Below are 13,173 nucleotides of genomic sequence, written 5' to 3'. Positions count from 1 at the left end.
CTCCTTAAAAAAAAGACAATTTAGGACCATTGAGTCCGATGAATTGTTGGGTGGGGTGGGTCAGCGTGCCTTTTTGTACATCCTGAACCAATTCGTCAAAAATGCCATCTAAATCTGCTTGGGTTAAGTCGCGTCCACCTAGCCCATAGATGTAATTACTCAGCACCGGATGCTTACACCCTTTTGCCTGATACAGACTGGCGGCCAACTCGTTAAACATCGCGCCCATCGCACCTGAAGGCGAACTTTTATCCATAATGGCTAAGGCTTTGGCGTTTTTGAGCACCTCGCCGACTTGCTCAAAGGGGAAAGGTCTGAGTAAATGCGTGGTGACCACGCCCGCTTTAATGCCCTTTTGTCTGGCTTTCTTGGCAGCCACAATAGCAGATTCGTAGGTCGTACCCAACGCAAAGATCAACACCTCTGCATCCTCTGCCATGAAAGATTCCACAATGTGGTAACGCCGGCCTGTGATCTTGGCAAAATCGCTAAATACGCTCTCTAAAACGGCTTTAGAGTGCATGATGGCATGGTGGAGTTTGGCTTTATGCTCAAAATGCCATTCTTCCTCAGCCTGTGCACCATAGCTTACTGGACGATCAAAATCGAGCATGGGATGCACGCCCACATAATCTCCTACAAATTCATAAGCCACCTCATCGCTTAAGGGGCGGACATTTTGTACGGTGTGGGAGGATAAAAACCCATCTTGATGCACCATGACCGGCACGCGCACTTCCGTGTGCTCAGCCAGCTTAAAAGCCATCAAGGTAAAGTCATAGACCTCTTGGGGATTGCAAGTGCATAGATGGATCCACCCACTATCGCGCCCCAAATACATATCTGAGTGATCGCAATGGATGTTCAAAGGTGAAGCCAGCGCACGGTTAGCCACATTTAAAACGATAGGCAAGCGCATCCCAGAAGCTTGGTAGAGCACTTCAATCATCAGGGCAAAACCTTGCGAGCTAGTGGCGGTGCTCACCCGCCCCCCAGCAGCAGCGGCACCCACACACGCACTCATGGCGGCATGTTCGGACTCCACGAGCACAAACTCACCATCAATGTAGCCATTATCCTTAAAAGAGCCGTAATTTTGGATAATGGGCGTGGAGGGAGTGATAGGGTAGGCAGCCACAACATCTACTTGGGCTTGCCTGAGCGCATGCGCACTAGCGGTACAACCATCCCATGCTTCCACTTCATTCATCGTGTAATTAGAAGCCATTGTAACCCCCCTCAGTGCGGTAGCTTTTCTTTTTAATCCCCTCAGCTTTGCTGGGCCACTTGGTCAGTGCTTCCTCTACGGGTTCTAAATTGTCAAACATCAACAAAGATTTGGGGTTAGTGGGGCAGACATCCACGCACACCCCGCAACCTTTGCAATGCTCATAGTCAATCCCACTCATCTTGCCCTCACGGGACAAAATAGAGGCATCGGGGCAATAGACCCAACAATTGAAACAGTTGATACAAACTTGTTCATTATGCACGGGTTTTTCCACACGCCAATGCGAAACACTCGCTTTAAAAGAACTCTCTTGAGTATAACTACGCTCGTTGTTGTGCTTGCTCAGCTCTTCTTGCCCTTGCTTTTCAAAGGGGAAGAGAACCGCTCCAATCTCAAAATCTTGCCAATTTTTCATGTGAATCCTTTATTTGACTTGTTCGTAAGCTTGATCGATGGCTAGCATGTTGGCATCAATCAAAGCTTGGGGCATTTTCTTACCCAACACTTCTTTAAAAGTGCTTTTAAAAAACTCCAACTCCAACATGCCAGAGACTTTCATCAAAGCCCCTAACATTGGTGTGTTGGGGATGGGGCGTTTGATGGTATCCATCGCGATTTTAATGCAATTTAGCGTGTAGAGTTTTTTATCTGCCAAATTGGGCTTTTTCTCCAGCAACTCCTCACGGCTCAGATGGGTGGTGATGATATAGGTGGTGTCCTCTTTTTCATTTTCGGTGATGTCGGTGATAAAAGTCAAACCCGGGTCGATCACCAACACATAATCTGGCTCCATGAATTTTTCATGGTTTAAAATGGGCTCGGAGTCGATGCGGTTATAAGCCGTCATGGCTGCTCCCCTTTTAGCCGAACCATAGACTGCAAAGCCCTGCACCTCTTTACCTGTCGTGGCCACCACATCGGCTAAACCCTTAGCACCTGTAACAGCACCCTGCCCAGCTCTAGCATGCCATCTAATTTGCAACATCGCTTCTCCTTTGATTAATCATTTTAGTTGTGTTTTGGGATTATACAAGATTCTAGGTAAAATATAGCGATCTTATTGCGGACTAAAGTTTGGTCGTTTCAAAAAAGCGCACTTTTTAAAGAACTCAGAAGAATTTTTAGGGGAGTGGGAAGAACTTAAAACCCACTTGGGGAGCATAATTTTCGGGTCTCAAAAGATCATAAGCGAACAGCTTTGCCACCCCCTGATCAACCTCCCTTGATAGAGGGTTACTTTTTACCAGCTGTGCTAGACCCTTCGTATTCATAAATAAAGGGCACGCCTTTAACCAGCTTGGTATCCAAAACTTGTTTGGTTACCTTTTCGACTTCTTGGAGTTTATCATCGAGTACATCAGAGGGCGAAACTTTATAAGCAGTGGCATAGACCTTGTTGAGCAAATCAATTTTAGCCTCTGTGCTGTGTTTATTTTTGATTTGGCTCAAAATATGAGCTGCTTTGAAATTAGATTCCTTGCCCAAGAATCCAACAAGCACCATATGCACGTTAGCATTTTTAAGCCTCTCATGGACATTGCCCAACTCATTACGGCAATGCGGGCAAGAGGGGTCAGAAATGATGTAAAGGTCTTTTTTGACACCCTTAGTGCTGGATTTGAGCGTGATCACATAATCTTTGGGGATTGCTTGGAATAATTTATTGAGGGCCACACTATGTTGTTGCCTAAAATTATGGACTTGAGAGTCATGGAAAATGCCATCCACCAAGTCCAAATCATCCTTATTCCCACTAAAAAACATACCGGTCAAGCCGACTGCCAAAGAACCACTCCGATTCACCAAAAAAGGGATGTGGTATTTGGTGTCTGGATCTTGGACCACCACTACTTGGAACTCTTTATTGGATTTTAAGGGGAAGGTTTCTAGCACCTCCACTTTCTTATTGATCTGCTTGTTGATGAGTTGCACCACACTTGTAGCCAACTTGCTATCCACACTTGCTTTTGCCCCCATTAAGCTGGCACACACCGCTAACACATACAAGACCTTTTGCATATATCCTCTTTTCAAAAATTTCCGCGCATTCTAACACCAAAAGGCTAACACGCATATTAAAATCTCTACGCTATAATGCAGGTATGTTAGATTGGTTGGCTTATTTAAGCGATCAGAGGGTAGAGGCGTTTTTATTGCTATTTTTACGCCTAAGTAGCGTGGTAGCCCTCTTTCCCTTTTTTGATAACAATTTGATCCCGCTCTCCATTAGGGGGGCTTTGGGTTTCTTTTTGACGTTGGTTTTTTACCCCAATTTGCCCCATACAGCCCTCAATTTGAGTCCGGAAATCTTTTTGATCGCCTGCATCTCTGAAGTGTTGCTAGGCTTATGTGCCTCTTTTTTCTTGCATGTGGTCTTCAATGCGATCGCCTTTGCGACCGATACCATTAGCTTTTCAATGGGCTTGACCATGGCCAGTGCTTACGATCCGCTCTCAGGAGCGCAAAAGGCGGTTGTAGGGCAGGTGGTCTTGCTCTTGGCCATTTTGATCATGCTCCAAACCTCCATGCATCATTACATTATTCTATGGGTGCAACACAGCCTAGAGCAGGTGCCCTTGGGAGGATTTGTGTTGAGCAACCACATGGTGCAAGCTAGTGTAAAAGCCTTAGCCCACCTCTTTATCGTGGGCTTTAGCATGGCCTTTCCAATCTTGGCGATGGTGATGTTAAGCGATGTGATCTTTGGGATGATCATGAAAACCCACCCCCAATTTAACCTTTTGGCTGTAGGCTTCCCCCTTAAAATCGCCATCGCCTTTATTGGACTAATCTTGATTTTGGTCTCCATCATCGATCGCTTCAAAAGCGAGATGTTACACGCCTTCCAAGCGATCAAGAGTCTTTTTTAGACATATAAATTTTGGATATTGTAGAGTCCGGGTTGTTGGGATACTAGCCACTTGGCTGCTTGCAGAGCACCCTTGGCAAAGATGTTGCGATCGGTGGCAATGTGGGTGAGTTCCAAATACTCCCCATCTAAGTAAAAACCCACAGTGTGTTTCCCCACCACATCGCCTCCACGCAGACTCACAAACCCGATCTCGTCTGTTTGGCGTTGATTTTCCCGTTTGGTTTGGGAGACTTGATCAAAAACCAAATCCCGAGCTTGCGCGCAGGTTTGTCCTAAAATCAAGGCACTCCCACTAGGGGCATCTTTTTTGTAGCGGTGGTGCATCTCGGTAATTTCAATATCAGCTTCTTGTAAGTCCTTAGCCACCGATCCCACAATCTTATTTAAAACTGCCATGCCAATGGACATATTAGGCGTGTGCAAGACAGGAACCACTTGACTTAATTTTCTAATAGCCTGCCAAGTTTGCTCCTCAAGCCCTGTTGTCCCCGAAACTAAGGGTTTGGGTGTTTGGAGCAAAAACTCAATGAGTTTAGAAGAAGCCTTGGGTAAGGAAAAGTCAATCACCAAATCGCAATGGGCTAAAAACTGCTCCAGGTCATTGGTAACAAAAGCATCTTCGGGGAGCACTTGGGCTAAATGCATGCTCAGGTTTTGGCGCACAAATACACTTGTTAAACAAAGGTCGCTGTGTTTTTGGATTTCGCGCACCAGCAAGCCCCCCACCTTGCCACTCGCCCCAAATACGCCGATGTTGAGCATCAGTGGTGTGAATCCAAATAGGCAATACAAGAAAGTGCTGCAGTGGCACCATCTCCAGCTGCACACACCACTTGTTTAGGTGCGTTCGTGCGGATATCCCCGGCAGCAAAAAAGCCCGGCAAATTGGTTTTCATGTTCAAATCCACCAATACAGAGCCATAAGAATCACACGCACACAACATGCTCCCGTCCTCTTGCTTTAAAACCTCGTTATTGACATCATAGCCCACAAAGACAAAGATAACGGGCACGACTAATTCTTGGATTGTCCCGGTTTGGGTGTTTTTCAACACCACCGCATTCACCCCGTTACCATCACCCTTAATTTCCTCCACCACGGCAGGTGTGATGAACTCGATTTTGGGGTTGTTTCTAGCGTGTTCTATGGTAACAGGGGCTGCCCTAAAACCATCGCGCCGGTGGATGAGGTAAACCTTGCTACACATTTTGGTTAAAAAAAGTGCCTCTTCTAGGGCTGTATCCCCGCCACCCAAAACCGCCACTTCTTTATTTTTGTAAAAAAACCCATCACAGGTTGCACAGGTGCTAACACCCTTGCCAAAGAACTCATTTTCCCCCTTGATACCTGCCCTCTTGGGCCGCCCACCGGTGGCCAAGATCACGCTTCTAGCCGGCGTAACCTTGCCATCATCAGTGTGAATCAAGTAATGTTTATCTTGGGTGCTGATCTTGCTCACCGCGACCATTTCTTGCTTGAGACCAAAGCGGAAACATTGTTCTTGCCAGGGTTGCATAAAATCAATACCACTGAGCACCTCTTTAATGCCCGGATAATTTTCAATCTCGCTACTAGTGGTGATTTGGCCTCCGGGCATACCCTTTTCAAACAAGATCACATCTTTAACACCGCCCCTAGTGGCGTACAAACCCGCACTCAGACCAGCTGGACCTCCGCCCACAATCGCTAAATCAATCATGAGAGACTAGAGCAACTTATCAATGTTGTCTTTGAGGGCCTGTTTGGAGAGCGCGCCCACGGTTTGATTCATCACCTGACCATCCTTCATGTAAAGCACGGTGGGGATGCTTCTAATACCATATTTAGCAGACAATTCATCTTGCTCGTCTGTATTGACTTTGCAAATCTTGGCTTTACCTTCGTATTCGCTGGCTAGCTCATCAATGATGGGAGAGAGCATTTTGCAAGGACCACACCAAGGTGCCCAAAAATCTACAACAACCGCCCCACTATTGGTAACACTTTCAAAATTCTCATGCGTCAATTCAATATAATGTGCCATTTTTAACTCCTAATTTTTTGTTTGGATTTGAATTTTATTCAAGCTTCCCTTTATATCCGCTAAAACCCGATGTTTTCTAGCCACTCTAGGGTATGTCTGCCTAAAGCCCCCCTGATGACAAGTGCATCGATACAAAAATCATAAGGCATGGGATTTTCTTGCAAAAACACCTGGATACTTTGGTGGATTTTGCCCAGTTTAACGGGCGTGATCGCATAGAGTGGCTCGGCGTGCGTGTGGCTCTTGACCTCCACAAAATGCAACACCTCCTCTTTAAGCGCGATGATGTCAATTTCGCCATAACGGCAATAAAAATTACGCTTGAGGATGGCACACCCATGCGCGCTCAAAAAAGCACAAGCAATCTCTTCGGCTAAGAGCCCCTTGGCATAGCTCATGGATACAAACGCATGGCATAAATGCCTTGCAACTCCGGGATTTGTCGGCATAGCAAAAGAGCTTGCTGGATATGGGCTTGAGTGGCAATCTCTGTGATCACAATGCAGGTTTTATCCTCTTGGAAGTAGGCACAAATTTTAATGTGGCATTCTTCTAGCACAGGGGAGATTAAGGAGAGTGGATTGTTATACTGGCTTAAATCCACGCGCAAATAATAAGCACTTTGGATTTCTTGAGGAGTTTTTAGGGTGTGTGGGGTTGGGCTAGTGGGATAAAATTTTTTATTCAAAACACCCATTAAATCGCCTACCACCGCGCTAGCTGTCGCTAATCCACCCGCTCCTGCTCCATAATAAAAGCTCTCACCCAAACAATCCCCTAGCACACAAACACCATTCATCACCCCCTCCACACGGGCTAAAACGTGGTTTTGATCCAGCAAGACTGGGCACACACTCAAAGCAATTTTATCCCCTTGCTTGTGGGCTAAGGCTAGGTGCTTGATGGTGCGTTCCAATCTCTTAGCGTAGTGCATGTCTATGAGTTTAATCCGCTCAATGCCCTCTATGAACATTTCATCCAAGCTAGGTTGGATATGAAAAGCCAAAAAGGTTAAAATCAACAGCTTGTGTGCGCTGTCCAGCCCGCTAATATCTAGATGGGCGTTGGCCTCTGCATACCCCAAAGCTTGGGCTTGTTGCAAGGCACTTGCAAAATCCTGTCCTTGCTCCATTTGGCTTAGAATAAAATTAGTCGTGCCATTTAAAATCCCTTGAATACCCAACACTTCATTAGCCCCCAACCCCTCTTGAAGTGCGTTGAGAATGGGAAGCCCCCCACACACACTGGCTTCAAAGCCCATCGCCCCTAAATTCTGCAAGCTGTAGTAATGTTGGGCGAGCATGGCTTTATTAGCCGTTACAAACCCCTTCTTTTGCTTTAAAGCCCTTTGCGCCACTTGGAAGGCTTGTTCCACCCCCCCCATTAACTCCACCACCACATCAATACTAGGATCCTCTAAAATATCCTCAAGACGATCACTCAAGGGGAAATCCACCGCCCTTTTTTTGCTTAAATCCTGCACCACGCCCCTTGTGATGACCAATTCATGCCCGCATCTCTTGGCAATGAGCGCGCGGTTTTTCTTTAAAATCTCTACCACACCCATGCCCACACAGCCCAGCCCGATAATGCCGATATTCAAAATTCCCATTGACCTACCACCACTTTATACTACCGATTATTCTAACACAATTAACTCTTGACTTCCTCTTTGCTAGCCGTTTGGGATGGACGTTTATGGGTGAGAAAATCTGCTAAAGCATCTAAGTACTTCAGCATAAAGGGCGTAACCAACATGGAAAACACGATCATCAAAACCAAGAATTGCTGGATGTCTGTAGAAACCACTTGAATAATGCCTTTTTCGCGTAAAAAAACCAATAATCCTTCGTGCTTTTGCAAGGTCAAGAGGTGGTGCTTGCTGGCACTCAAAAACACCACCAGTGCAAACTCGCCAATCTGGGCGAGTGAGAGAGCGGCTCTAATGGCACTTTTGGCATCTCTAAAGATACGCAAAATCCCATAGAGCAACCCCACTTTTAAAGACATGGTCAAGCCCAGCAACAGCACCACCGCAAAGAAGTTGGCGATCAAAAAATTTAGGCGGATTTGCATCCCCACGGTAACAAAAAAAAGCCCCAAGAAAATATTTTTCAAAGGCGCAAAATCCTCTTGAACGCGGATTCGGTAACGCGATTTAGAAATGGCCATGCCCGCCACAAAAGCCCCTAACGACATGGAAAAGCCAAAAAAATGGCTCAGACTTGCTGCTCCAAAGACGATTAGCAAGATTGTCCCCATAAAGAGCTCGGGCAAACGGCTTTCAGCTGCCAAGTTTAAAATCTTGGTGGCGACCTGTCTGCCGGGCAATAATAAGAGCAATAAAATAATGGTGGCTGATATGGCGGTTTTGATCAAGAGATTAGCAAAATTCGCATTCTCATCGCCCATGAGCATTAAAATCAGCAACATGGGGATGGCTGCGATGTCTTGGAAGATCAAAATCCCCACGACAATTTTACCAGTGGTAGTATTAAGCTGTTTACTCTCCTCGAAGAATTTTAACACAATGGCAGTTGAAGAGAGAGAAAAACCCATGCCCACCACCAAAGAAAAACCCCAAGAAGACCCCATCACAAAGTAGCCAAAGAACAGCAAAAGCAAGGAAGTCGCAATCACTTGTAGTCCGCCAAATAATAGGACCTCTTGTTTCATGCTCTTGAGCTTGTCAAAGTTAAATTCAATGCCAATCATGAACATCAAAAATACAATGCCAAAGTCAGCGATCTCAGAGAGAGATTCAAAATCCTCAATATGGAATAAAAGGGCGATCACCAATCCGGTTAGAATATAGCCAATAATAACGGGCATCTCGATTTTTTTGAGGAGCAAGCCACTCACTACACTCAAACCCAACCCCACCACGACCACATACAAAGCATGTGTTTCCATGAAAAGCCCTTAATTTTATTCGATCCCTTGATGGCACTTTAAAAAAATACCGATCTTGCAAAGCAATTATTAAAAGTGCCTATTATATAATAAGTTGAATAAACAATAAGGGGTCTAGTGGCGTGGAAAAGACGATTGCGCTGGCAAGTATTTACGAATTGCAGGGGCTTAAAGAGCAGGCACTAGAGATTTACAAGAGCGTTTTAACCCACAACCCCCAGCATAAAGAAGCCTTGCAAGGGGCTAGACGCCTCGAGTCTCTTGTGCCTCATAAAAGACCCAGCACACCACAAACACAGACCCTCACTTTAGAAAAAAAGGCCACGCTGACCCAATACGCTCCCTTGCAACATTTTCAGGTACAAAACATGCGGACTTTCTTTATCCAAGCGACCAGCCAGGCCGAGTTACAAGCCATTGAGGAGTGGCTAGAACGATGGAATTAAAAAATATTATCTCCCAAACTCTCAACGAAATTGATCGGGTGCAAAAAGTCCCTAAGCCTAGCAGTCCCACCCCGCCCAAAGCCCCCAAAGAAGCCAGCTCTAAACAGACCATCTCGCCCATTTCTCAAGAGGAGAGAGAGTTTTTAAAGGACTTGGAGCAAAAAACCCTCGTTTTGTTTGAAGGACTCAAATCCCCCCAAACTAAGAATTTACCCGCTAAATTGGATTTGGTGGTTAATTACTTGCAATACCAGCTTTACATGGTGCAAGAGAGACTGAAAAACTACCAAGAGTGAATTTATCAGATTTGTGTTAAGATTAATGGCAAGTTAATAAAGAGGTGTTGATGGTTAAAGTGTTGATGATTGAAGATGATGTGGAGTTGGCGGAAATTTTAAGCGAGTTTTTAAACCAACATGGTATTGAGGTGATGAATTACGATGAACCCTACACGGGGATCAGCGCAGCCACCACGCAACATTACGATTTATTGTTGTTAGATTTGACCTTGCCCAACTTAGATGGGTTGGAGGTTTGCAAGAAAATTTCCAAGCAAAAGGACATCCCCATCATCATCTCTTCAGCTAGAAATGATATTAACGACAAGGTCGAAGCCCTAGAGTGTGGTGCTGATGATTATATCCCCAAACCCTATGACCCCAAAGAGCTTTTGGCGCGGATTCAATCCCTCCTCAGACGTTATAACAAAAAACCCCTGGTAGAGGGGGTCGCCCAGCCTAAAAACAACCTTTTTAGAATTGACAAGGATTCGCGTGAGGTCTATATGAAAAATAAAAAGTTGGAGCTCACACGCGCAGAATATGAGATCTTAACCTTGTTGATTAGCAAAAAGGGGTATGTGTTTTCTAGGGAGTCGATTGCCATTGAATCGGAGTCGATTAACCCCGAGAGTTCCAATAAAAGCATTGATGTGATCATTGGGCGTTTGCGCTCCAAGATTGAAAAAGACCCCAAAAAACCCAAACATATCATTTCTGTGCGAGGAGTGGGCTATAAGCTAGAGTTTTAGGTTAAGATGTCCTTTTCTATCTTTAGCAAGATTGTTTTTTTGTTTGTGATCTCTTTGGTGAGCTTTGCCGCCTTTTCTTACTACTTCATCCGCTCCCAAATTGATCATGAAAATTTCCAAACCCAAATCCGCCACCAGCAATTCATCACCACCATTAACCAAGTTTTAGCCGATCGCAGTAACCGCTACTCTGCTGAGGTGTATTTGCATGAATTGGGTTTTCAAGAGGTCAATCAAAACGAATTAAACGAGGTTCTAGCCCAGCACAAAGACATGGTGGAACATAGCGAAAACCCTCTAGCCAAAATCATCAAGGTGGGTAATAAAATTTTTATCTCGCTCAAAAATCAGGGCGATACGGTGCTTTACAAAGAGATTCACAAAACTTCTTACCGCAACTACTACTTTGCCATCTCAGTAGGGGCTTTTTTGATTATTGTCATTTTCATGTTCATGTTGCAGGGCTTTATCCCCATCAATGAGTTACGCAAAAAGGTGCATCTATTTTCCAATGGAGAGATGGATATTGAATGTAAGATCGATCAAAAAGATGAGATTGGCGATCTGGCTCTAGCCTTTGATAATGCCATTAAAAAGATCAAGGGCATGAACGAATCACGTATTTTATTCTTGCGCGCCATCATGCACGAGCTTAGAACCCCCATCGCTAAGGGCATGATTGTTGCCGAAATGGTGGATAATGCTTTGCAAAAAGAGAGACTCCTAGCCACCTTTAAACGACTCAACTCCTTAATCGAGCAATTTGCCCGCATCGAACAACTCTCCTCTAAGAACTACAAAGTAACCAAAGAGATTTTTTACATGGACAAGCTCTTAGAACATGTCAAAAGCATGCTCTTATTGGAGCGGGGCAATACTTGTATCCGCTTTGAGGGTCCCAATGGGGCTTTTGAAACGGACTTCCAGCTATTTGCTTTGGCGGTTAAAAATCTCTTGGATAATGCGCTCAAATACAGCGTTGATAAACGGGCACATATTGAGGTCGCCGGCGCAGATGTGATCATCTCCAACCGCGCTCCAGCCCTCAAAGAAGACCTTATGCATTACTTCAAGCCCTATTTCCACCATGAAAATCCCAACGATGGGCATGGCTTTGGGCTGGGCATGTATATCATTAAAAGTGCCCTAGATACTTTGGAGCTACGCTTGAGCTACACCCATCAAGATGGGATCAACTTCTTTATGATCCATGGCTGTATCTTGCAAAAATTCACCCCGCTTTTTTCTAAGCATGGCTAGTTGGCATTAAAAATTAGCGTAAATAATACCGATGTAGGAATTTACCCCGCCATGATTTGTCTAGGACATGGTGTTAGTGAAAATTAAATATAAAAAGGATTTACAATGGGTTATTGGAAGCATTCTTAATTATCGAGGGATTAAATTGAGCCGATCGGAGGCACGAATTGGCGTGAAGTTGTTTGAGCATGGTCTTAATTATCTCAGTGCCAAGCAAGAGGAAGAGCAAAGAAGGGTTCAGCTGGAAAGGGAATATGAGCATGAGGTGAATTTGCAACACCACTATGATGAGTTGGGGACTATGATTAAGGATATAAAAAACACGCTTGTTAGCCAAAATACCAAAAATAGTCAAGTCGTCCAGCCTACAGAAGTGGTTACTTTTGATACCATAATCGAGAATATTATGAGCAACCCAACGGTTATCAGTCTTGCTAATGAGTTTCTCTTTAGTTTGCAATCTTTGACCACTTCTATCAATAACTCCATCGAGCAATCTCGCCAAGAGACTAGCGAAGGGGTCAAAGCTCTTAGTAATGTCCTTGACAAGATGCAAGAAAACCAAGCCAAATCTGACGAAAAGTTTAACCAACTGCTCAACGAGATGAGGGAGGACAGAAAACAGTTCCAACAAACACTCGTTGCCAATGCTAATCCAAATGCAGTTAGTGGGGATGATCTATACGAAGTGAAGGAAATCCAAAAAGTAATTATAACGACTTGCAGGATATAAAAGCAACGGTTCTTGCTATGCTTGATAGAAAAACTAGAGATAAAGACGAAAAAGCCAAGTTGTTACCGACCTTAGGGCCAGTCCTAAAACTTTAAGAGTTTTTTAGCTTGGAGGGGGACTCAAAACCCTCATAAAATCTGCTTTTTGATGCAAAAATCAGTCTTCCATGCGGATCGCTTGGAAAACCAATAGCGGGGCAGGGCTCACCTCTGTAGGTGGCTTGACTAAAAATTGTGTGCTTGCTTTAGGCTAGTAGTTAATGAACAAACGCACATATAGAACTCTCTGTCTTATTGGCCTTTTGGGCGGGCATTAGGCTTTAATTGCCCTATTTGCCCTCCATGAATCAAGCCATGTTAGAATGAAGACCTACATTTTGATCGGAGGTTTCATGGCAAGTAAGTTAGAAATGAGCACTTTACAAATGGATATTTTAGACTATCTGTCTAAAAATAAATTTGTGGTGCCAGAGTATCAAAGGGATTATGCGTGGGAGTTAAAGGAGTGTTCGCAGTTGTGGGAGGACATCACGGCGTTTTTTGAGGGGGGGGGGGGGGGGGGGGGTGGAAAACACCCCAGACTGATGGGGTGGGGTTGCATTTACACCATTAAGGGGACAACCGAAATTGGTTGCGGGGCCCACCCGCCCCCGCCGTTTTTGGGG

General features: G+C 44.8%; 17 protein-coding genes. 7 read left to right on the top strand and 10 right to left on the bottom strand.

Features of this window, described 5'->3' with window-relative positions; translation table 11 throughout:
* Positions 1 to 4: 4 nt before the first annotated feature.
* The 4 genes from FNE76_RS05130 to FNE76_RS05115 form a co-directional block, all read right to left on the bottom strand.
* On the bottom strand, positions 5 to 1,228 hold the full coding sequence (locus FNE76_RS05130) for a 2-oxoacid:ferredoxin oxidoreductase subunit alpha (RefSeq protein ID WP_120948479.1): 1,224 nt from the start codon (positions 1,226 to 1,228) through the stop codon (positions 5 to 7).
* Complete coding sequence (locus tag FNE76_RS05125; protein WP_120948478.1) at positions 1,218 to 1,646, bottom strand: 4Fe-4S dicluster domain-containing protein; 429 nt, start codon at positions 1,644 to 1,646, stop codon at positions 1,218 to 1,220. The genes FNE76_RS05130 and FNE76_RS05125 overlap by 11 nt, the downstream gene beginning before the upstream one ends.
* A 9-nt stretch (positions 1,647 to 1,655) precedes the next feature.
* Positions 1,656 to 2,216, bottom strand: coding sequence for a pyruvate flavodoxin oxidoreductase subunit gamma (locus tag FNE76_RS05120; protein WP_104759839.1), 561 nt, complete (start codon positions 2,214 to 2,216; stop codon positions 1,656 to 1,658).
* Between the two features lie 248 nt (positions 2,217 to 2,464).
* Positions 2,465 to 3,250 carry a DsbA family protein gene (locus FNE76_RS05115; protein WP_120948477.1) on the bottom strand — a complete coding sequence of 262 codons (786 nt, stop codon included), beginning with the start codon at positions 3,248 to 3,250 and terminating at the stop codon, positions 2,465 to 2,467.
* Between the two features lie 83 nt (positions 3,251 to 3,333).
* On the opposite strand from FNE76_RS05115, the gene fliR reads away from it, so the two are divergent.
* Positions 3,334 to 4,101 carry a flagellar biosynthetic protein FliR gene (gene fliR, locus FNE76_RS05110; RefSeq protein ID WP_120948476.1) on the top strand — a complete coding sequence of 256 codons (768 nt, stop codon included), beginning with the start codon at positions 3,334 to 3,336 and terminating at the stop codon, positions 4,099 to 4,101.
* Here fliR and dapB read toward each other — a convergent pair.
* Genes dapB through FNE76_RS05080 form a run of 6 tightly spaced genes read right to left on the bottom strand, consistent with a single transcriptional unit; the run spans position 4,098 to position 9,040 of the window.
* Positions 4,098 to 4,865, bottom strand: a complete 768-nt coding sequence (dapB, locus tag FNE76_RS05105; RefSeq protein WP_120948475.1) for a 4-hydroxy-tetrahydrodipicolinate reductase — start codon at positions 4,863 to 4,865, stop codon at positions 4,098 to 4,100. The two genes, fliR and dapB, sit on opposite strands and share 4 nt — an antisense overlap.
* Positions 4,865 to 5,803, bottom strand: coding sequence for a thioredoxin-disulfide reductase (trxB, locus tag FNE76_RS05100; protein WP_120948474.1), 939 nt, complete (start codon positions 5,801 to 5,803; stop codon positions 4,865 to 4,867). Before trxB ends, dapB begins: the two co-directional genes overlap by 1 nt.
* 6 nt (positions 5,804 to 5,809) lie before the next feature.
* Positions 5,810 to 6,127, bottom strand: coding sequence for a thioredoxin (gene trxA / locus FNE76_RS05095; protein WP_120948473.1), 318 nt, complete (start codon positions 6,125 to 6,127; stop codon positions 5,810 to 5,812).
* Positions 6,128 to 6,186: 59 nt separating this feature from the next.
* Positions 6,187 to 6,525, bottom strand: coding sequence for a YraN family protein (locus FNE76_RS05090; protein WP_120948472.1), 339 nt, complete (start codon positions 6,523 to 6,525; stop codon positions 6,187 to 6,189).
* On the bottom strand, positions 6,522 to 7,739 hold the full coding sequence (locus FNE76_RS05085) for a homoserine dehydrogenase (RefSeq protein WP_120948471.1): 1,218 nt from the start codon (positions 7,737 to 7,739) through the stop codon (positions 6,522 to 6,524). Before FNE76_RS05085 ends, FNE76_RS05090 begins: the two co-directional genes overlap by 4 nt.
* Before the next feature lie 41 nt (positions 7,740 to 7,780).
* On the bottom strand, positions 7,781 to 9,040 hold the full coding sequence (locus tag FNE76_RS05080) for a cation:proton antiporter domain-containing protein (protein WP_120948470.1): 1,260 nt from the start codon (positions 9,038 to 9,040) through the stop codon (positions 7,781 to 7,783).
* Between the two features lie 122 nt (positions 9,041 to 9,162).
* Here FNE76_RS05080 and FNE76_RS05075 point away from each other — a divergent pair, with 122 nt between their 5' ends.
* From FNE76_RS05075 to FNE76_RS05050, 6 genes are all read left to right on the top strand, one after another.
* Positions 9,163 to 9,486, top strand: coding sequence for a hypothetical protein (locus FNE76_RS05075; protein WP_120948469.1), 324 nt, complete (start codon positions 9,163 to 9,165; stop codon positions 9,484 to 9,486).
* On the top strand, positions 9,477 to 9,782 hold the full coding sequence (locus FNE76_RS05070) for a CiaD-like domain-containing protein (protein WP_120948468.1): 306 nt from the start codon (positions 9,477 to 9,479) through the stop codon (positions 9,780 to 9,782). The genes FNE76_RS05075 and FNE76_RS05070 overlap by 10 nt, the downstream gene beginning before the upstream one ends.
* A 50-nt stretch (positions 9,783 to 9,832) precedes the next feature.
* A complete protein-coding gene (arsR, locus tag FNE76_RS05065; RefSeq protein WP_120948467.1) occupies positions 9,833 to 10,516 on the top strand; it encodes an acid response regulator transcription factor ArsR in 684 nt (227 codons plus the stop codon).
* A gap of 6 nt (positions 10,517 to 10,522) precedes the next feature.
* Entirely contained in the window at positions 10,523 to 11,776 is a 1,254-nt protein-coding gene (locus FNE76_RS05060) for an ArsS family sensor histidine kinase (RefSeq protein ID WP_120955803.1), read from the top strand.
* Between the two features lie 67 nt (positions 11,777 to 11,843).
* Positions 11,844 to 12,509, top strand: a complete 666-nt coding sequence (locus tag FNE76_RS05055) for a hypothetical protein (protein ID WP_120948465.1) — start codon at positions 11,844 to 11,846, stop codon at positions 12,507 to 12,509.
* 361 nt (positions 12,510 to 12,870) lie between these two features.
* Positions 12,871 to 13,173: GmrSD restriction endonuclease domain-containing protein (locus tag FNE76_RS05050; RefSeq protein ID WP_143928407.1), on the top strand; the 303-nt coding region annotated here is incomplete at its 3' end.

The sequence above is a fragment of the Helicobacter mehlei genome (assembly GCF_007280785.1).
Taxonomy (GTDB): Bacteria; Campylobacterota; Campylobacteria; order Campylobacterales; family Helicobacteraceae; genus Helicobacter; species Helicobacter mehlei.
The sequence above is the reverse complement of the archived record's forward strand: the minus strand, read 5'-3'. Positions and strand labels throughout refer to the sequence as shown.

Bases quoted from the DNA above. Each gene is read 5' to 3' on its own strand.
- FNE76_RS05130 (WP_120948479.1), bottom strand. From the start codon at position 1,228: ATGGCTTCTAATTACACGATGAATGAAGTGGAAGCATGGGATGGTTGT.
- FNE76_RS05125 (WP_120948478.1), bottom strand. From the start codon at position 1,646: ATGAAAAATTGGCAAGATTTTGAGATTGGAGCGGTTCTCTTCCCCTTT.
- FNE76_RS05120 (WP_104759839.1), bottom strand. From the start codon at position 2,216: ATGTTGCAAATTAGATGGCATGCTAGAGCTGGGCAGGGTGCTGTTACA.
- FNE76_RS05115 (WP_120948477.1), bottom strand. From the start codon at position 3,250: ATGCAAAAGGTCTTGTATGTGTTAGCGGTGTGTGCCAGCTTAATGGGG.
- fliR (WP_120948476.1), top strand. From the start codon at position 3,334: ATGTTAGATTGGTTGGCTTATTTAAGCGATCAGAGGGTAGAGGCGTTT.
- dapB (WP_120948475.1), bottom strand. From the start codon at position 4,865: ATGCTCAACATCGGCGTATTTGGGGCGAGTGGCAAGGTGGGGGGCTTG.
- trxB (WP_120948474.1), bottom strand. From the start codon at position 5,803: ATGATTGATTTAGCGATTGTGGGCGGAGGTCCAGCTGGTCTGAGTGCG.
- trxA (WP_120948473.1), bottom strand. From the start codon at position 6,127: ATGGCACATTATATTGAATTGACGCATGAGAATTTTGAAAGTGTTACC.
- FNE76_RS05090 (WP_120948472.1), bottom strand. From the start codon at position 6,525: ATGAGCTATGCCAAGGGGCTCTTAGCCGAAGAGATTGCTTGTGCTTTT.
- FNE76_RS05085 (WP_120948471.1), bottom strand. From the start codon at position 7,739: ATGGGAATTTTGAATATCGGCATTATCGGGCTGGGCTGTGTGGGCATG.
- FNE76_RS05080 (WP_120948470.1), bottom strand. From the start codon at position 9,040: ATGGAAACACATGCTTTGTATGTGGTCGTGGTGGGGTTGGGTTTGAGT.
- FNE76_RS05070 (WP_120948468.1), top strand. From the start codon at position 9,477: ATGGAATTAAAAAATATTATCTCCCAAACTCTCAACGAAATTGATCGG.
- arsR (WP_120948467.1), top strand. From the start codon at position 9,833: ATGGTTAAAGTGTTGATGATTGAAGATGATGTGGAGTTGGCGGAAATT.
- FNE76_RS05060 (WP_120955803.1), top strand. From the start codon at position 10,523: ATGTCCTTTTCTATCTTTAGCAAGATTGTTTTTTTGTTTGTGATCTCT.
- FNE76_RS05055 (WP_120948465.1), top strand. From the start codon at position 11,844: ATGGTGTTAGTGAAAATTAAATATAAAAAGGATTTACAATGGGTTATT.